This is a genomic window from Streptomyces sp. NPDC087901, from assembly GCF_044742205.1.
In the GTDB taxonomy this organism is placed as follows: domain Bacteria; phylum Actinomycetota; class Actinomycetes; order Streptomycetales; family Streptomycetaceae; genus Streptomyces.
The window spans coordinates 113,936-131,808 of sequence record NZ_JBIUUC010000003.1; the positions used below are offsets into that span (position 1 = coordinate 113,936).

16 protein-coding genes are annotated in these 17,873 nt (G+C 70.4%); 9 read left to right on the top strand and 7 right to left on the bottom strand.

The features are described from left to right. Positions 1-3: 3 nt before the first annotated feature. Positions 4-585 carry a Uma2 family endonuclease gene (locus ACIOEW_RS10020; RefSeq protein ID WP_401963083.1) on the top strand — a complete coding sequence of 194 codons (582 nt, stop codon included), beginning with the start codon at positions 4-6 and terminating at the stop codon, positions 583-585. Positions 586-691: 106 nt separating this feature from the next. Here ACIOEW_RS10020 and ychF read toward each other — a convergent pair whose 3' ends face one another. Next, a complete protein-coding gene (ychF, locus tag ACIOEW_RS10025; protein WP_350989090.1) occupies positions 692-1,780 on the bottom strand; it encodes a redox-regulated ATPase YchF in 1,089 nt (362 codons plus the stop codon). A gap of 406 nt (positions 1,781-2,186) precedes the next feature. Between ychF and ACIOEW_RS10030 the strand changes: the two genes are divergently transcribed. Continuing rightward, positions 2,187-2,717: a DUF6542 domain-containing protein gene (locus tag ACIOEW_RS10030; RefSeq protein ID WP_401963828.1), complete on the top strand. Its 531-nt coding sequence runs from the start codon at positions 2,187-2,189 to the stop codon at positions 2,715-2,717. 20 nt (positions 2,718-2,737) lie between these two features. On the opposite strand, the gene ppgK is transcribed toward ACIOEW_RS10030, so the two are convergent. Further along, positions 2,738-3,475, bottom strand: coding sequence for a polyphosphate--glucose phosphotransferase (gene ppgK / locus ACIOEW_RS10035; protein ID WP_362551188.1), 738 nt, complete (start codon positions 3,473-3,475; stop codon positions 2,738-2,740). A gap of 92 nt (positions 3,476-3,567) precedes the next feature. Next, the gene (locus ACIOEW_RS10040) at positions 3,568-4,557 is read right to left on the bottom strand and encodes a 4-hydroxy-3-methylbut-2-enyl diphosphate reductase (protein WP_350989094.1); all 990 of its coding nucleotides are present in this window, start codon (positions 4,555-4,557) and stop codon (positions 3,568-3,570) included. Between the two features lie 74 nt (positions 4,558-4,631). Here ACIOEW_RS10040 and ACIOEW_RS10045 point away from each other — a divergent pair, with 74 nt between their 5' ends. From ACIOEW_RS10045 to ACIOEW_RS10060, 4 genes are all read left to right on the top strand, one after another. After that, on the top strand, positions 4,632-6,011 hold the full coding sequence (locus tag ACIOEW_RS10045; RefSeq protein WP_401963086.1) for an APC family permease: 1,380 nt from the start codon (positions 4,632-4,634) through the stop codon (positions 6,009-6,011). A 147-nt stretch (positions 6,012-6,158) separates the two neighbouring features. Beyond that, positions 6,159-7,370, top strand: a complete 1,212-nt coding sequence (gene xseA / locus ACIOEW_RS10050; RefSeq protein ID WP_401963088.1) for an exodeoxyribonuclease VII large subunit — start codon at positions 6,159-6,161, stop codon at positions 7,368-7,370. An 87-nt stretch (positions 7,371-7,457) separates the two neighbouring features. Further along, complete coding sequence (locus ACIOEW_RS10055) at positions 7,458-7,721, top strand: exodeoxyribonuclease VII small subunit (RefSeq protein ID WP_401963089.1); 264 nt, start codon at positions 7,458-7,460, stop codon at positions 7,719-7,721. A gap of 273 nt (positions 7,722-7,994) precedes the next feature. Then, on the top strand, positions 7,995-8,585 hold the full coding sequence (locus ACIOEW_RS10060; protein WP_401963090.1) for a malonic semialdehyde reductase: 591 nt from the start codon (positions 7,995-7,997) through the stop codon (positions 8,583-8,585). Between the two features lie 96 nt (positions 8,586-8,681). On the opposite strand, the gene ACIOEW_RS10065 is transcribed toward ACIOEW_RS10060, so the two are convergent. After that, positions 8,682-9,200, bottom strand: a complete 519-nt coding sequence (locus tag ACIOEW_RS10065; protein ID WP_401963091.1) for a DUF4245 domain-containing protein — start codon at positions 9,198-9,200, stop codon at positions 8,682-8,684. A 192-nt stretch (positions 9,201-9,392) separates the two neighbouring features. Here ACIOEW_RS10065 and glpX point away from each other — a divergent pair, with 192 nt between their 5' ends. Next, complete coding sequence (gene glpX / locus ACIOEW_RS10070; RefSeq protein WP_250967899.1) at positions 9,393-10,424, top strand: class II fructose-bisphosphatase; 1,032 nt, start codon at positions 9,393-9,395, stop codon at positions 10,422-10,424. A 186-nt stretch (positions 10,425-10,610) separates the two neighbouring features. Here the strand turns inward: glpX and ACIOEW_RS10075 are convergent, their stop codons facing one another. Both ACIOEW_RS10075 and ACIOEW_RS10080 read right to left on the bottom strand, forming a co-directional pair. Then, positions 10,611-10,982: a WhiB family transcriptional regulator gene (locus ACIOEW_RS10075; protein ID WP_362551206.1), complete on the bottom strand. Its 372-nt coding sequence runs from the start codon at positions 10,980-10,982 to the stop codon at positions 10,611-10,613. Positions 10,983-11,156: 174 nt separating this feature from the next. Continuing rightward, positions 11,157-11,822, bottom strand: a complete 666-nt coding sequence (locus ACIOEW_RS10080; protein WP_362551209.1) for a DUF1707 domain-containing protein — start codon at positions 11,820-11,822, stop codon at positions 11,157-11,159. Positions 11,823-12,018: 196 nt separating this feature from the next. Here ACIOEW_RS10080 and ACIOEW_RS10085 point away from each other — a divergent pair, with 196 nt between their 5' ends. Beyond that, positions 12,019-13,695 carry a fumarate hydratase gene (locus ACIOEW_RS10085; protein ID WP_401963093.1) on the top strand — a complete coding sequence of 559 codons (1,677 nt, stop codon included), beginning with the start codon at positions 12,019-12,021 and terminating at the stop codon, positions 13,693-13,695. Positions 13,696-14,875: 1,180 nt separating this feature from the next. Beyond that, on the top strand, positions 14,876-16,177 hold the full coding sequence (locus ACIOEW_RS10090) for a M18 family aminopeptidase (RefSeq protein ID WP_362551212.1): 1,302 nt from the start codon (positions 14,876-14,878) through the stop codon (positions 16,175-16,177). 71 nt (positions 16,178-16,248) lie between these two features. Here ACIOEW_RS10090 and ACIOEW_RS10095 read toward each other — a convergent pair whose 3' ends face one another. Beyond that, complete coding sequence (locus ACIOEW_RS10095; RefSeq protein ID WP_401963095.1) at positions 16,249-17,775, bottom strand: ricin-type beta-trefoil lectin domain protein; 1,527 nt, start codon at positions 17,773-17,775, stop codon at positions 16,249-16,251. Positions 17,776-17,873 lie beyond the last annotated feature (98 nt).

Sequence of the window (17,873 nt, forward strand, 5' to 3'; positions counted from 1 at the left end):
GCCATGACCGCACTGCCCGACTGGATGCGCCCGCCCCGCGCGGAAGGCTGGTTCGCGGAGGACCTGGACCGTCTCCCGGAAGCACCGCGCCACACCGAGCTGATCGACGGAGCCCTCGTTTTCATGGTGTCCCCGCAACGGTGGTGGCACGGCCATCTCGTCACGATGCTCACCGTGGCTCTCATGGAGCAGGCGCCGGCCGACGTAAGGGTCGGACGGGAGATGACCATCAAACTCGATCAACGCAATCGGCCCGAGCCGGATCTGCTGGTGACGACGGCCGACTTCGACGGTGACCGCACCTGGTTCGCACCGGATGAAGTACGACTCGCCGTCGAGGTGGTCTCCCCCGAGTCCGCTCACCGGGACCGCACGGTAAAGCTTCACAAATACGCAGAGGCCGGCATCCCGCACTACTGGCGCATCGAGGACGAGGACGGAGCACCCGTCGTCCACGTCTACGAACTTGACGAGCCAACCGCCACCTATGTGCCCGTTGGCATCTTCAGGGGCTCGCTCAACCGTCCGGTGCCCTTCGAGATCAACCTCGACCTGGAGAAACTCGCTCCACCCCGCCGCGGCTGAGTCAGCACCAAGTGAGTACGGAAATGCGGCAGGGGCCGGACTCACCCAAGTCCGACCCCTCTGACCAGCATCCTGGCGAAATAGCCAGCTCGCAGTAGCCAATCCGCTACACGTTGAAGCGGAACTCCACCACGTCCCCGTCCTGCATGACGTAGTCCTTGCCCTCCATGCGCGCCTTGCCCTTGGCGCGGGCCTCGGCGACCGAGCCCGTCTCGACCAGGTCGTCGAAGGAGATGATCTCCGCCTTGATGAAGCCCTTCTGGAAGTCGGTGTGGATCACACCGGCCGCCTCGGGGGCCGTGGCGCCCTTCTTGATCGTCCAGGCGCGGGTTTCCTTCGGGCCTGCCGTGAGGTAGGTCTGCAGGCCGAGGGTGTCGAAGCCTACGCGGCCGAGGGTGGCGAGGCCGGGCTCCTCCTGGCCCATCGACTGGAGGAGTTCCAGGGCCTCGTCGTCGTCGAGCTCGATCAGCTCGGACTCGATCTTGGCGTTCAGGAAGATGGCCTCGGCCGGGGCGACCAGGGCGCGCTGCTCGTTCTTGAAGTCCTCGTCGACCAGCTCGTCCTCGTCGACGTTGAAGACGTAGAGGAAGGGCTTGGTGGTCAGCAGGTGCAGCTCGTGGAGCAGGCGGCCCTTCTCGGTGCCGGCGGTGATGCCCGCGTGGAAGAGGGTGTCGCCCGCTTCCAGGATCTTCTGGGCCTCCTCGACCGCGGCCAGGACCGCCACCTTCTCCTTCTGGAGGCGGGCCTCCTTGGTGAGGCGGGGGACGGCCTTCTCGACGGACTGGAGGTCGGCGAGGATCAGCTCGGTGTTGATCGTCTCGATGTCGTCCTTGGGCGAGACCTTGCCGTCGACGTGGACGACGTTCTCGTCCTTGAAGGCGCGGATGACCTGGCAGATCGCGTCCGACTCACGGATGTTCGCGAGGAACTTGTTGCCCAGACCCTCGCCCTCGCTCGCGCCGCGCACGATGCCCGCGATGTCGACGAAGTCGACCGTCGCCGGGAGCAGCTTCTGGGAGCCGAAGATCTTCGCGAGCGTGTTCAGCCGCGGGTCGGGAACCCCGACGACGCCCACGTTCGGCTCGATCGTGGCGAACGGGTAGTTGGCCGCCAGCACGTCGTTCTTGGTCAGGGCGTTGAAAAGGGTCGACTTGCCGACATTCGGCAGACCGACGATTCCGATCGTGAGCGACACGGTGGCGACTTCCCTAGGGGGTGGACGGGCTCGAATGGACGTCGGGCCCGGGTGGGCCGATTCTCCAGTTTACGGGCGAGGGCGGGCGGCCGGTCACGGGTCGGGGCGGGGACGGATTCGGTGCCGGTCCCGGAGGTGATCCAGGTGAGGGGCGGGGGCGGAAATCGGGGCGGAATCGGTTCCCGTTGGGCCGTGTGGCATCGAACTCGTCGCCAAGGTCGACCAAAGCGCGTGTCCCGCACCCGTTTCCGCCCGTCCGGCGACCTACGTTGTCCCGGTGGAGCAGCACAGGACACGTCCCCCGCAGCGCAGGCAGACCCGGCCCGCCCCGCTGTCCCCTCTCGGGACCAAGGAAGCCGGGGGATCCGAGGGATCCGTCGCCGAAGACGCGGCCGTCTATCGCGTGATGAGCACGCCGGCAGGCCGGGCCCGCCCGGTGGCGCCTGCCGTGCTCGCCTTGCGGCGGCTGCCCAATCCCCGGCTGACCGGTATCGGCGCCGGGCTCTTCGCGGCCGCCGTCATGTTCGTGATCGGCTGTGCGGACTGGCTGCTGTTCGACGGCTCGTCCGCCGTGTTCGGCGTGCTGTTCCTGCCGGTCAGCGCGCTGACCGCGCTCTGGGTGCGGCCCGCCGACCTGGTGACCGCGCCGATCAGCGTGCCGATCGCGTTCGCCGTCGGCATCATCCCGATCTCCGGCGGCACGGGCGGCTTCGGCGGACAGACCATGGCCGTCGTCACCGCCCTCGCCGTCCACGCCGGCTGGCTGTACGGCGGCACGCTCGTCGCCGGGCTCATCGCGACCGTACGGAAGGTCCGCCTGATGCGGGCCCGGCAGCGGCGGATGCTGCTGGCCGCGCAGACCGCGCGGCCGGCCGGGCAGCCGTCACCGTCTCCGCGGCCCGCCGGACGCACCCCGCGGCGCCCGTCCCGGCGCTGAGGGCTGTCCCGGAGGCGCCTTCAGCGGCCCGCCGCCGCCATCGCCGCGCCCACGATGCCCGCGTTGTTCTGCAGCTCCGCGGGCACCATCTCGGCCCGCACGTGCTCGATGAGCGGCAGGAACTTCTCGGCCTTGCGGCTGACTCCGCCGCCGATGATGAACAGCTCGGGCGAGAACAGCATCTCCACGTGGGCCAGGTACTTCTGCACCCGGTGCGCCCAGTGGTGCCAGCTCAGGTCCTCGTCCTCCTTGGCCTTGGTGGAGGCGTGCTTCTCCGCGTCGTGGCCGTGCAGCTCCAGATGGCCGAGCTCGGTGTTGGGCACCAGCCGGCCGCCGATGAAGAGGGCGCTGCCGATCCCCGTACCGAGCGTCAGCACGATGACCGTGCCCTTGCGGCCCCGGCCCGCGCCGAAGGTCATCTCGGCGATACCGGCCGCGTCCGCGTCGTTCAGAATGGTGACCGGGAGGCCGAGCTTGTCGCCGAGCAGGGTGCGGGCGTCCAGGTCGACCCACCCCTTGTCGACGTTGGCCGCGGTGCGGGTCAGCCCGTCGGTGACGACACCCGGGAAGGTGATGCCCACCGGCCCCTTCCAGTCGAAGTGGCCGACCACCTCGGCCACGCTCGCTGCCACGTCCTCGGGGGTGGCAGGGTGCGGGGTGAGCACTTTGTGGCGTTCCTGCGCCAGGTCTCCGCGGTCCAGGTCCACGGGAGCACCCTTGATCCCGGATCCGCCGATATCCACGCCGAAGATCTCCATGTGATCCACGGTACGGGCACCGGGCGCCGCTCACTTCCTGGAACGGAAAACCGGACGGACGGGTGCTCCTCCTCCAGGCGCTCCCCCAGGCCCTATTCCGCGGACAGTGCCGCCGCCTCCGCGCGCAGGTCGCGGCGGAGCTCCTTGGGCAGTGAGAACACGATGGACTCCTCGGCCGCCTTCACGATCTCCACGTCCTCGAAGCCCCGCTCGGACAGCCAGGCCAGGACGCCGTCGACCAGCACCTCGGGAACGGAAGCGCCGGAGGTGACCCCGACCGTGGAGACGCCCTCCAGCCAGGCCTCGTCGATCTCGTCGGCGGAGTCGACGAGATGGGAGTCGCCCGCACCCGCGCCGAGGGCGACCTCGACCAGGCGGACCGAGTTCGAGGAGTTCTTCGAGCCGACGACGATCACCAGGTCGGCGTCCGCGCCCATCTGCTTCACCGCGATCTGGCGGTTCTGCGTGGCGTAGCAGATGTCGTCGCTGGGCGGCGAGATCAGGAGCGGGAACTTCTCCTTGAGCGCGCCGACGGTCTCCATCGTCTCGTCGACCGAAAGCGTGGTCTGGGAGAGCCAGACGACCCGGGAGGGGTCGCGCACCTCGACGTTCGCGACGTCCTCGGGGCCGTCGACCAGGGTGATGTGGTCGGGGGCCTCGCCGGAGGTGCCGATGACCTCCTCGTGGCCCTCGTGGCCGATCAGGAGGATGTCGAAGTCGTCCTGCGCGAAGCGGACGGCCTCCTTGTGGACCTTGGTGACGAGGGGGCAGGTCGCGTCGATCGTGGCGAGCTTCCGCTCGGCCGCCTCCTCGTGCACGGTCGGCGCGACGCCGTGCGCGGAGAACATGACGATCGAGCCCTCGGGGACCTCCGCCGTCTCCTCGACGAAGATCGCGCCCTTCTTCTCCAGGGTCTGTACGACGTACTTGTTGTGGACGATCTCGTGGCGTACGTAGACCGGGGAGCCGTACTGCTCCAGGGCCTTCTCCACGGCGATCACGGCACGGTCCACGCCCGCGCAGTAGCCACGGGGTGCGGCGAGCAGGACGCGGCGAGGTGTCGTAGCAGTCATGCGTCCCATCGTAAGGCCGTACCGAACAGGCGCGGGGACGACGGGGTCGGGAGACTGATCTTCACGCGACCAACGGAGGGCTCATGGCCGGCAGCGGTACGGATTCCGGCAGCGGCGACGGCGGCAGCACCACGGACCGGGCTGGGCTGCGGCGGACCCTGGGATTCCGCGACCTGGTGGTCTACGGGCTCCTCTTCATCGCCCCGATGGCCCCCGTCGGCGTCTTCGGCACCCTCGACGCGAAGTCCGACGGTGCTGTGGCGCTGGTGTACATCGCGGCGACCGTCGTCATGGCCTTCACCGCCTTCAGTTACGCCCAGATGGTGCGGGTCGCCCCCCTGGCGGGTTCCGTCTTCGCTTACGCACGCAAGGGGCTCGGCGAGGGGCCGGGTTTCATCGCCGGGTGGATGGCGATGCTCGACTACCTGCTGATCCCCGCGGTCGCCTATCTCTTCTCCGGGATCGCGATGAATTCGCTGGTGCCGGAGGTGTCGCGGTGGGTGTGGACCGCGCTGGCGGTGGTCCTCACCACACTGCTCAACCTCTGGGGCGTACGGGCGGCGGCCCGGGTCGGCTTCGCGGTGCTCGCGATGGAGATCGTGGTGCTGCTGGTGTTCATGGTGTCCGCGGTGGTGGTGCTCGTACAGGACGGGGCGCAGCGGGGCTGGCTGACGCCGCTCACCGGGGATTCCGGGTTCTCCGCGTCGGCGGTGCTGGGCGCGGTCTCCGTGGCGGTGCTCTCGTATCTGGGTTTCGATGCCATCGCCTCGTTCGCGGAGGAGGTGACGGGCGGTTCGGCGAAGGTGGCGCGGGCGGTGCTGTTCTGTCTGGTGCTCGCGGGGGTGCTGTTCGTGGCGCAGGCGTATCTGGCCGCGCTCCTCGAGCCGATGACGTCGGCGGAGCTGGCCGCCGATCCGGCCGCGCAGGGCTCGGCTTTCTACGACACGGTGGATTCCGCGGTGGGCTCCTGGCTGCACGATCTGGTGGCCGTCAGCAAGGCGATCGGGGCGGCGTTCGCGGCGCTGGCGGGGCAGGCGGCCGCGGGGCGGCTGCTGTTCGCGATGGCCCGCGAGCGCCGGCTGCCCACGCTGCTGTCCAAGGTCGATCCGAGCTCGGGGGTACCGCGGATCGCGATCCTGATCGCTGCGGTCGTGACGATGGTCGCGGCGGTGTGGGCGGCCCGGCGGGACGACGGTCTGGATCATCTGGTGTCGGTGGTGGACGTCGGGGCGCTGACCGCGTTCATCCTGCTCCACGCGTCGGTGGTCGGCTGGTTCGCGGTGCGTCGGATGGAGGGGCCGCCGAGCTGGAGGCGGCACGTCCTGATCCCGGTGGTGGGTGCCGGGGTACTGGTCGCGGTGATCGTGGAGGCGACGACGAGCGCGCAGGTGGTGGGCGCGTGCTGGCTGGCGGTGGGGGTGGTGGTGCTGGTGTTGCAACGGGGGCGCCGGGTGGTGACGTGAGGGGCGAGGGGCGGCTCCGACCCGCCCCCGCCGCGCGGTGGTGCGGGGCACCGGGCGTGCTCCTCGCCGCGCGGCCGTGCGGGGCACCGGGCCGGTCCTCGCCGCGCGGCCGCCCTGTTGTCGGTGCCGGCGGATACGCTCGCTCGCATGGCCCTCCAAACTTCCCCGGAAGCTCCGCTGCCCGTCGGTGACGTGTCACGGCTGATCGGTGGCTGGATCGACCGGCTCGGCGCGGTCTGGGTCGAGGGGCAGATCACCCAGCTGTCGCGGCGGCCGGGTGCCGGAGTGGTGTTCCTGACACTGCGCGACCCGTCGCACGACATCTCGGTGAGCGTGACGTGCTTCCGGCAGGCCTTCGACCGGATCGCGGACGTGGTGACGGAGGGGGCGCGGGTCGTCGTCCTCGCGAAGCCCGAGTGGTACGCGCCCCGCGGCCAGCTCTCGCTGCGGGCCACGGAGATCCGGCCGGTCGGCATCGGCGAGCTGCTGGTCCGGCTGGAGCAGCTCAAGAAGTCCCTGGCCTCGGAGGGCCTGTTCGCGCTCGACCGCAAGAAGCCGCTGCCCTTCCTGCCCCAGCTGATCGGCCTCGTCTGCGGACGTGCGTCGGCGGCCGAGCGCGATGTGCTGGAGAACGCGCGCCGCCGGTGGCCCGCCGTCCGCTTCGAGGTGCGCAACACCGCGGTGCAGGGGGTGCACGCGGTGAACCAGGTGGTCCACGCGGTCAAGGAGCTCGACGCCCTCGACGAGGTGGACGTGATCGTCGTGGCGCGCGGCGGCGGCAGCGTGGAGGACCTGCTGCCGTTCTCGGACGAGGAGCTGATCCGCACGGTCGCCGCCTGCCGCACCCCGGTCGTCTCGGCGATCGGGCACGAGCCGGACTCCCCCCTGCTCGACCTGGTCGCCGACGTGCGGGCCTCCACCCCCACGGACGCGGCGAAGAGGATCGTGCCCGATGTGGGCGAGGAGCTGGACCGGGTGCAGCAGCTGCGGGACCGGGCGCTGCGGACGGTATGGGGGCTGCTCGACCGGGAGGAGCGGGGCCTGGCCCACGCGCTGGGGCGGCCATCCATGGAACACCCGCAGCGGATGGTGGACGAGCGTGCCTCGGAGGTCGACGCACTGATCGGGCGCGGCCGGCGGGTGCTGGGCCACCTGCTGGACCGCGCGGACTCGGAGCTCGCCCACACCCGCGCCCGGGTGGTCGCGCTGTCGCCCGCGGCGACGCTGGAGCGCGGGTACGCGGTGCTCCAGCGGGCGGACGGGCACGTGGTCCGGGACCCGGCCGATGCGGGCGCCGCCGGGGACGCGCTGCGGGCCCGGGTGTCTGGCGGCGAGTTCGTGGTGCGGGTCGCCGAGTGAGCAAGACCTTCCGGGGCGCGTGCACGGGCCCCCGAAGGCCGGCCGGGGCCGGAAGTGACGGACATGCCGACGCATAAGGTGGATCACATGACGGACGATGGGACGACGGCTGCGGCCACGGGCACGCTCGGGTACGAGCAGGCGCGCGACGAGCTGATCGAGGTGGTGCGCCGGCTGGAGGCGGGCGGGACCTCGCTGGAGGACTCCCTCGCGCTGTGGGAGCGCGGCGAGGAGCTGGCGAAGGTGTGCCGGCACTGGCTGGAGGGCGCACGCGCCCGTCTCGACGCGGCACTGGCAGGACCTGCCGACCCTGCGGGAGACTCCGGGGACACTGCGGACGACGCGGGCTGACGTACGCGCGGGAGCCCGCCCCGAGGTGCGGGGCCGGAGGTACGGGGCCCGAGGTACGGCCTGAGAGGGACGGGGCCGGAGGTACGGGGCCTGAGCCCAGGCCCAAGGGCGTACGGCCGAGTCGCCGGCACAGACGGGGCGGAACGGCGCAAGACGCCCGCACTGTGGAGTGAGTCACTCCCGTCCCGTTTTAGTTGAAAGTTAACCTACCTCTCCCGTACCGTGATCGGTGTTGCTTGATCCCCCGTGTACGTCCGGAAGGTAATACGCAAGATGTCCCTCGTTCTTGACCCCGCCGCCCAGGACCTCCTCTTCCGTGAGGCCCGCACCGCCAACACCTTCACCGACGAGCCGGTGACCGATGAGCAGGTCCAGGCGATCTACGACCTGGTCAAGTACGGCCCGACCGCGTTCAACCAGTCGCCGCTGCGCGTCGTCCTCGTCCGTTCGGACGAGGCCCGCGCCCGTCTGGTCCCGCACATGGCCGAGGGCAACCAGCCCAAGACCTCGACCGCTCCGCTGGTCGCGATCCTGGCCGCGGACAACGAGTTCCACGAGGAGCTCCCGGCCCTGCTGCCGCACTTCCCGCAGGCCAAGGACATGTTCTTCTCCGAGCGCCCGGTCCGTGAGTCGGCCGCCACGCTGAACGCCGCCCTGCAGGCCGCCTACTTCATCATCGGCGTCCGCGCCGCCGGCCTGGCCGCAGGCCCGATGACCGGCTACGACGCCGCGGGCATCGAGAAGGAGTTCCTCGACGGCGACCACAACGTGCTGATGGTCGTCAACATCGGCAAGCCGGGCGAGGACGCCTGGTTCCCCCGCTCGCCGCGTCTCGCGTTCGACGACGTCGTCAAGACCGTCTGAGCCCCGCCGCCCCTAGGGGCACGCGCGGCACAGGAGGAAGGCCCTGGAGCACACGCTCCAGGGCCTTCCTCATGCCTACCCGCCGCAGTGCGGCCGTCAGGACGTCTTGAGCGACGCCGCCATCTCCGCCAGTCGCTCCGTCGAGGCGGACCCGGTCACGACCGTGGTCGCACCCTTGTCCTGGCGCACGAGGGCGTCGTACTTCGGGCCCTCCCAGTGCTGCCAGGTCTCCCCCGCCACCTGCTGCGTGCGGCCGGTGTCCTTCGCCTTCTGACTGACCTCGGCGACGTACGTCTTCGCCGGGGACGTGGACTGCTCCACCGCGACGTACTTGCCGTCCGGGTCGAGGAAGCCCAGGTGCCAGCTGTCGCCCGCCGCACGGTCGTAACCGACCGAGGTGGGCTTCCAGTCCTGCGCCAGACCGCTCGGAGCGGCCACCGGGTACGGGGCCGCGCGCCGCGCGGTCAGGAGCTCGACGCGGTAGTCGACGGCCTTGACCGGATCGGCCTTGTCGTCGTGCGGAACGAAGATGTAGACGACCCCCGCCACGGCGGCGATCACCGCCAACGACAGGAACATGTCCCGCACTGTCTGCTTGCCTCGCTTGCTTGCCACGCGTCCATCGTCGCATCAGCCCCTGCGGGACCGAATCGCGGGACCGGTCGGGGGACCGGATCGCAGGGCCGGATCGTGGGACCGGAGCGAGCGCGGCCGCTCATTCGTGACCCGGTCTGCTCATTTTATCGACCTGACGATAGAGTCACATCACCCTCATCCGGTCGTCGTCGTACAGAAAGGTGCGCTCCGATGTCCGAGCATCATCTGCCGTCCCAGCTCGAAGTCTCCCCGGAGGCCCCCGACCGCAACCTCGCCCTGGAGCTCGTCCGGGTCACCGAGGCGGCCGCCATGGCCGCCGGGCGCTGGGTCGGCCGCGGGGACAAGATCGGCGCCGACGGCGCCGCCGTGAAGGCCATGCGAACCCTCGTCTCCACCGTGTCGATGAACGGCATCGTCGTCATCGGCGAGGGCGAGAAGGACGAAGCCCCCATGCTGTTCAACGGCGAGCGCGTCGGCGACGGCACCGGCCCCGAGGTCGACATCGCCGTCGACCCGATCGACGGCACGACCCTGAACGCCAAGGGCATGCCGAACGCGATCGCCGTGCTGGCCGCGGCCGACCGGGGCGCGATGTTCGACCCGTCCGCCGTCTTCTACATGGACAAGCTGGTCACCGGCCCCGAGGCCGCCGACTTCGTCGACATCAACGCCCCCGTCTCGGTGAACATCCGCCGGGTCGCCAAGGCGAAGAACTCCATGCCCGAGGACGTCACCGTCGTCATCCTGGACCGCCCCCGCCACGAGGGCATCGTCAAGGAGATCCGGGAGACCGGCGCCCGGATCAAGTTCATCTCCGACGGCGACGTCGCGGGCTCGATCATGGCCGCCCGCGAGGGCACCGGCGTCGACCTGCTCATGGGGATCGGCGGCACACCCGAAGGCATCATCTCGGCCTGCGCCATAAAGTGCCTGGGCGGTGTCATCCAGGGCAAGCTCTGGCCGAAGGACGCGGCAGAGCGGCAGCGCGCCCTGGACGCCGGACACGACCTGGACCGGGTGCTGTCCACGGACGACCTGGTCAGCGGCGACAACGTGTTCTTCGTGGCGACCGGCATCACGGACGGCGAACTGATGCGTGGCGTGCGCTACCGCGCGGAGACGGCGACCACCGAGTCGATCGTCATGCGGTCCAAGTCGGGCACCATCCGGAAGATCGACTCCACCCACCGGCTGTCGAAGCTGCGCGCCTACAGCGCGATCGACTTCGACCGCGCGAAGTAGCGCCGCTTCCGGGGCCCGTCCGCCCCCACCCGGGCCCGGGTGCGCACCGCGCCCGTCCGCCTGCCCCGGCCCGTCCGCTCGAAGAGGCGCCCCCCATGTGCGGTGGGGGCGCCTCTTCGAGCAGGCGGGTCCGGCCGGGTGGACGACGACGGAGACGGGCGGAAGGCGAGTGACCGGCCGGCCCCGTCAGCCGGCCGCGGCGATACGACCGGTGGCGCCGGATGCCTTGAGCTCGGCCTCGCGCCGCCTGCGGCGGGCGAGCGCCACCCGGCGTTCGGCGGCCGTGAGGCCGCCCCACACCCCGTAGGGCTCCGGTTGCACCAGGGCATGTTCCCGGCATTCGATCATCACGGGGCAGCGCGCGCAGACCCGCTTCGCGGACTCCTCGCGCGACAGTCGGGCAGCAGTCGGCTCCTTCGACGGGGCGAAGAACAGCCCGGCTTCATCCCGGCGGCACACCGCCTCCGAGTGCCAGGGGCCGGCCTGGTCCTCCCGAGCGGGGATCCGCTGGGGAGGGATGGCGGCGACCTGCAGGGGCTGATGCGGCAGTTGCAGCACGGTCCACTCCTGACGACGGCTTCGCGAGCGAGAGACGATGCAGCACTCCCTACCCGCTGTACGCACGCCTATGCACTGAGTGGCACTCAGTTCCGGACCACGGAATTGCGGTCGAGCATATTTCCGTCCGAATCCGCGCCCCCCGGCACCGCCGCGCGCCGTCGCACTCCGACCTCAGTGGCCGAGATGTTTGCGCAGCCGGTCCTGCAGATCGGCAAGGAACTTGCCGCGCTTGGGTTTCGCCTCGACGCTGCCGAACACCGAATATCCGTTGACGGCCACCACAGGGGCCTCCGGGTCCACCGATTCCAGTGTGACGACTTCGAAATTGCCGAAAATTCCCGACCCGTTGCCACGCAGCGAGATGTTCTCGGGAACCCTGATCTCCACACTCCCGAAGATGGAGGTCGCGTTGATCACGGTGAGCCGCTGGCCGAAAAGAGCCTCGGTCAGATCGATTTCCACGCTGCCGAACAGCGAGAACGCGTTCATGCGCCCACTGACCCGCCAGCGCCCCTTGCGGCTGGCGCTGCTGAAGATCGCCACCAGGTTGTCGACGGGACCCGTCGGCGCCTCAGGGGTGCGGTCGTACGTGGCGCCGACGGCCCTGGGGGTGCCACCCGGCGCCGGCAGGTCCCGTACCAGCGGTTCGAGTTCCCCGACAGTCTTGGCGCGGTAGACGGAATCGACCCGCTCGGCATGCTCGTCGGCGGTCAGCCGGCCCTCGGCCATCGCCTCACGCAGGATGTCCGCGATCCGGTCGCGGTCCGCGTCGGAGGCGCGGATGACGTCGGATTCCGCCCGCGCGGTGGGCTGTTGGGGGTGCTTTTCGAGGTCCACCGGCCCAGCGTACCCAAACGCGATAGATCGCGACCAGTGGGCGGTCGGGCGCGGCGCGCACGTGTATCGCGATCCGCTCGCCGGGCGCACGTCCGGATCCGGTGAGCCCTACCTCACAGACTCGCCGCCCCCGCGGGGTCCTACCCTGGTGGGTGCGCTGCCCAAGGGAGGTCAGCCGCTGTCTGCCGAGTGAGGAATGGCCGTAATGCCAGAGTTTGCGTACTCCGATCTGCTCCCCCTGGGAGAGGACACCACGCCGTACCGCCTGGTCACCGCTGAGGGTGTGTCCACCTTCGAGGCCGACGGACGGACGTTCCTCAAGGTCGAGCCGGAGGCGCTGCGCACCCTGGCCGCCGAGGCGATGCACGACATCTCGCACTATCTGCGGCCGGCGCACCTGGCGCAGCTGCGGCGGATCGTGGACGACCCCGAGGCGTCGTCCAACGACAAGTTCGTCGCGCTCGACCTGCTGAAGAACGCGAACATCGCCGCAGCGGGTGTGCTGCCGATGTGCCAGGACACCGGCACCGCGATCGTCATGGGCAAGCGCGGACAGAATGTGCTGACGGCGGGCGGTGACGAGGAGGCCCTGTCGCACGGCATCTTCGACGCGTACACCAAGCTCAACCTGCGCTACTCGCAGATGGCACCGCTGAACATGTGGGACGAGAAGAACACCGGCTCGAACCTCCCGGCGCAGATCGAGCTGTACGCGACCGACGGCGGCGCGTACAAGTTCCTCTTCATGGCCAAGGGCGGCGGCTCGGCCAACAAGTCGTTCCTCTTCCAGGAGACCAAGGCGGTCCTCAACGAGGCCTCCATGATGAAGTTCCTGGAGCAGAAGATCCGCTCCCTGGGCACGGCCGCCTGCCCGCCGTACCACCTGGCCATCGTCGTCGGCGGTACGTCGGCCGAGTTCGCGCTGAAGACCGCGAAGTACGCCTCCGCGCACTACCTGGACGAGCTGCCCGCCGAGGGCTCCCCCACCGGTCACGGTTTCCGGGACAAGGAGCTGGAGGAGAAGGTCTTCGAGCTGACGCAGAAGATCGGCATCGGGGCGCAGTTCGGCGGCAAGTACTTCTGCCACGATGTGCGCGTGGTCCGCCTCCCCCGGCACGGCGCCTCGCTGCCCGTCGCCATCGCCGTGTCCTGCTCGGCCGACCGCCAGGCCACCGCGAAGATCACCGCCGAGGGCGTCTTCCTGGAGCAGTTGGAGAAGGACCCGGCCCGTTTCCTCCCCGACACCACCGACGAGCACCTCGACGAGGCGGGGGACGTCGTGAAGATCGACCTCAACCGGCCGATGGACGACATCCTCGCCGAGCTGACCAAGTACCCGGTCAAGACCCGGCTCTCGCTGACCGGTCCGCTGGTCGTGGCGCGCGACATCGCGCACGCCAAGATCAAGGAGCGGCTGGACGCGGGCGAGGACATGCCGCAGTACCTGAAGGACCACCCCGTGTACTACGCGGGACCGGCGAAGACGCCCGAGGGTTACGCCTCCGGTTCCTTCGGTCCGACGACGGCCGGCCGGATGGACAGCTACGTCGCCCAGTTCCAGGCGGCGGGCGGCTCCAAGGTGATGCTCGCGAAGGGCAACCGGTCCCAGCAGGTCACCGACGCGTGCGACGCGCACGGCGGCTTCTACCTCGGCTCGATCGGCGGTCCGGCGGCCCGCCTCGCGCAGGACTGCATCAAGAAGGTCGAGGTCGTCGAGTACGAGGAGCTCGGCATGGAGGCGGTCTGGAGGATCGAGGTCGAGGACTTCCCGGCGTTCGTCGTCGTCGACGACAAGGGCAACGACTTCTTCACGGAACCGGCCCCCGCCCCGACGTTCACCAGCATTCCGGTGCGCGGCCCCGGCCTCGGCTGACGGTCGGACAGGTCCTGAGGGGCGTCCCGGCTTCGGCCGGGGCGCCCCTCAGCCGTCCGGCAGCCCCGAGGCCGGGACGAGACGGCCAGGCAGGGCGCGGCCGGTGCTGCCCAGTTGCCCGGAGACCTCCGCATGCGTCCCGAGGACGGAGAGCGTGGTGGCGGTTGCACGCAGCGTGCGGCGCCGTTCGGGGGCGGGCCCGCGAGCCGTCCGCCGACGACGCCGGCGATTCGCGGCAATCACATGCCGGCGGGCGGGAACGGCCGTCCTTCAGCGGTATGCAGATTACCTTTGCGCATACGGGACTACGGCGGAGAGCAGCACCATCCCGACACCCGTGGAGAGGTGACATCCGGCATCGGTCGCTCCCTCGACCGGCCCGCCATCGAATCATTCAACTCCCTGCGCGGGAAGCGGCGTTATCGATTCATGGCGACCGGCTACGCCATCTCTCCGTACGGCGTGTTCCTGAATACGGTGACGGCCGGCCTGTCCGCTCTGCCTGTTTGTCCACGCGACGACGGGCCGAGCCCTCGCCATGGACTTGCTCCACGGCGGTCCGGCCGGGATCCGGATTCGCCGCGGGACTGGCCGCGGGTGATCCGCTAACCCGGCCCACCGAGAAAAGCGTCATGCCCTGGACAAATATCGCGCGACCCTCCCGCCGGTCGCCACGGCCGTGACGGCTCTGGTCACCCGGGCCGCCGACGGGCTCATGGAGGTCTCGTACACCTCGCGTCCGCAGCCGCTGCCGGCTGCCGACCACGGGCCGCACCGTGGGTCCGCGTACGGCTAAATTCGGCCAATCTCGCGGAACGCCGTCCGATGGCTCCCACACCACCTGCGCGGCCGGATCACGCCTCGGACGCGGGGGCAGCACCCGAGGCCGCTCCCCCGGACGTGCGGTCTGGACCGCGCACCGCCTCTCCGGACGGTTCCGCACCACCCACCGGGGCGGTGGCCGCACCGCCGCTTTCGCGCAGGTGGACGTCAGCGCGGCTTGCGGGACACCAGGCCGATGCGGTGAGTTGTCCGGAATCCCCGGCGACTTGCGCCCCCGCCCCCGCACCCCGGCACACCCCACCTCCCAGCCCGGACGCCGGGACCACGACACCCCGTCCTCCGAACCCCTCACGCCCGAACCACCCTCACCGTCCCACTCCGGAAAGGCGGACACCGCATGACGCCGGTCCCTCACCGCAGCCACAACGACGACCTGCTCTCCTTCATCAGGGCCAGCCCCTCCCCGTACCACGCGGTGGCGAGCGCCGCCCAGCGCCTGGAGAAGGCCGGCTTCCGTGAGCTGCGCGGCACCGACGACTGGACGGGCACCACGGGCGGCAGTTTCGTCGTCCGCGGCGGCGCCCTGATCGCCTGGTACGCCCCCGAGGGCACGCCCTCCCACGCCCCGTTCCGGATCATCGGCACCCACACCGACTCGCCGAACCTGCGGATCAAGCCCACCCCCGACACGAGCTCCGCCGGCTGGCGACAGGTCGCGGTGGAGATCTACGGCGGGGTCCCGCTCAACACCTGGCTCGACCGCGATCTGGGCATCTCCGGCCGGCTGGCCCTGCGCGGACCCGGCGGCCGGACCGACTCCCGGCTCATCCAGATCGACGAACCGCTGCTGCGCGTGCCCCAGCTGGCGATCCACCTGGACCGTTCCGTCAACGAGGGCCTCGCACTGGACCGGCAGCGCCACATCGCCCCGGTCTGGTCGCTCGGCGCCGCCGAGAAGGGGGCGCTGCTGCGCCGGGTCGCGGCGGCGGCGAAGGCCGAGCCGGACGAGGTGCTCGGTTGGGACCTGATGCTCCACGACATCCAGCCCCCCGGATACCTGGGCGCGGAGCGGGAGTTCCTGGTGTCCGCGCGGCTGGACAACCTGGTGTCGGTGCACGCGGGTGTCACGGCGCTGGTGGCCGCGGCGGCCTCGGCCGATGAGCCCGCGTACATCCCGGTCCTGGCGGCCTTCGATCACGAGGAGGTCGGCAGCGGCTCCGACACGGGTGCGCAGAGTCCCCTGCTGGAGAACGTCCTCAGCCGTTCCGTGACGGCCCGGGGCGGCAGTCCCGAGGACTGGTCGCGGGCGCTGGCGGGCGCCTTCTGCGTCTCTGCCGACATGGCGCACGCGGTCCACCCCAACTACGCGGAGCGCCACGACCCGGACCATCACCCGCTGCCCAACGGTGGCCCCACGGTCAAGGTCAACGTCAATCAGCGTTACGCCACCGACTCGACCGGGATCGCGGTGTTCGCGTCGGCCTGCGAGCGGGCGGGCGCGCCGTGGCAGCCGTTCGTCTCCAACAACGCCATGCCGTGCGGTACGTCGATCGGTCCGCTCACTGCGGCCCGGCTGGGTGTGCAGACCGTCGACGTGGGGGTGCCGGGCCTGTCGATGCACTCGGCGCGCGAGATGTGCGGGGCGGACGACCCGGGGCACCTGGCGGCGATCCTGGGCGCGTTCGTGACCGCGGGCTGACCCCGGATACGGGCACGGAGGTACGGGGAGGAGCCGGCTGCGGCTCCTCCCCGTACTCATGGGGCCGGGTCCTACGCGAAGCGCTGGTTCGCGCTCCCGTCGCAGGCCTGCAGCCTCAGCGGGTCATGGGCCCCCGCCAGGGTCGCGCACAGTCCGGTGGAGGCGGCCGGGCGCAGGGTGCCCGACTGCCGGACGAACTGCTGGTTGGCCGCGCCCGAGCAGTTGTAGAGGATGAGGGCGGCGCCCGCCTTGTAGTTCGCGCCCGGTACGTCCAGGCAGCGGTCGTGGCTCAGCTCCGTACGCAGGTTCTTCGTGGCGGAGTCGTACCACCAGCCCTGGTTGCGCCCGCCGTGGCACTCCCAGCCGGTGACGCCCGTGTTGTTGCGGGTGACCGATGCGGGGACGTCCAGGCAGCTGCCCGTCGCCTCGCCGCGCAGGGGCTTGAAGGCGTCGTCCCAGGCGGCTGCCTGGAGCACGGGTTTCCCGGTGCTCGCCGGGTCGGCGCAGCTCGCCTCGCGCAGGCCCGAGCCGTAGATCTGGGTCAGGCAGGAGGCGAAGGCGCCGTGGCCGGCGGCGTTCGGGTGGAAGGACTGCCGGAGAGAGTTGGAGTCCGGCGGGAAGTGCGAGAGGTCGATGAACAGGCCGCGGGCCCAGGTGGACTCGCTGCACACCTCGTGGCCGTGGAAGAGCCGGGAGTTGTCCAGGTAGACCGCTCCGGTGTCGGCGGCCACCTTGCGCATGCCGCGCTCGAAGGCGGGAACGGCCACGTTGCGGCCCCAGGCGGCGTCGGAGTCGTATCCGGCGCAGCCGCCGGGAAGCTTGCCGGGGAAGTTCGGGTTGTCGTAGAAGTCCGGGCCGATGGGGCTCGGATAGCCCATGACGACGAGCTTGTAGTCGCCGTCGGCGTAACCGGCGCCGGTCATCACCGTCCGCAGGTCGCGCACGGTCTTCTCGACCTTGGGGACGAGCCCGTCGACGCGGGCCTGCCAGCCGCCGTCGTACTTCGGCTCACAGGTTCCCTGGATGAGGACCCAGCGGGTGACGCAGTCCGTCATGACCGGACCGAACTGGAGGTCGTCGTTGGCACCCGCCACCAGCACGATCATCTTGATGCGGGTGTTGCGCGCCTTGATGGCGAGGCTGTCGCTCTGCACGAGCTCGTCGGCGTACTGCTTCGAGCCGCCGATGACGATGTTCCCGGTGTACGCGCCGGAGCAGGAGACGTTGTACGTGACGTCGGCCGGGATCCCGGTGCGGTGGATGGCGGAGTCGGGTGAGCGGTGGCACCAGTTGTCGGGGCCGTTGGTGCCCGCCTCGTACGTGCCGACGCCCTCGCCCGAGATCTCGCTGTCGCCGAGCGAGATGAGTCCGGTCTTGCGGTCGGCGAGCGGGCGCTCGGCCGGGTCGCCGTACATCTTGGTGGCCTCGGCGGCGCGGATGGCCTCCAGGCCGGGCGGCAGTGCGGTCGACGCGGTACTGGTGGTACCGGGCTGGACGGCCCCTGCCGGCCCGGCGGCGACCGTCATGCCGCCCAACGCCGCCGCCATGGCCGCGACGGCCGCGACCGTACATCGGAGTCGGTATCCGGTGCGTCTCATTGCGCCTCCCGAGGTTGTGGTTACCCCCGGTATTTACTGGTCGGTAGACAACTTGGGAATACATAGAACAAGACAAGTGCTCATCTTTTTCAGGAGGT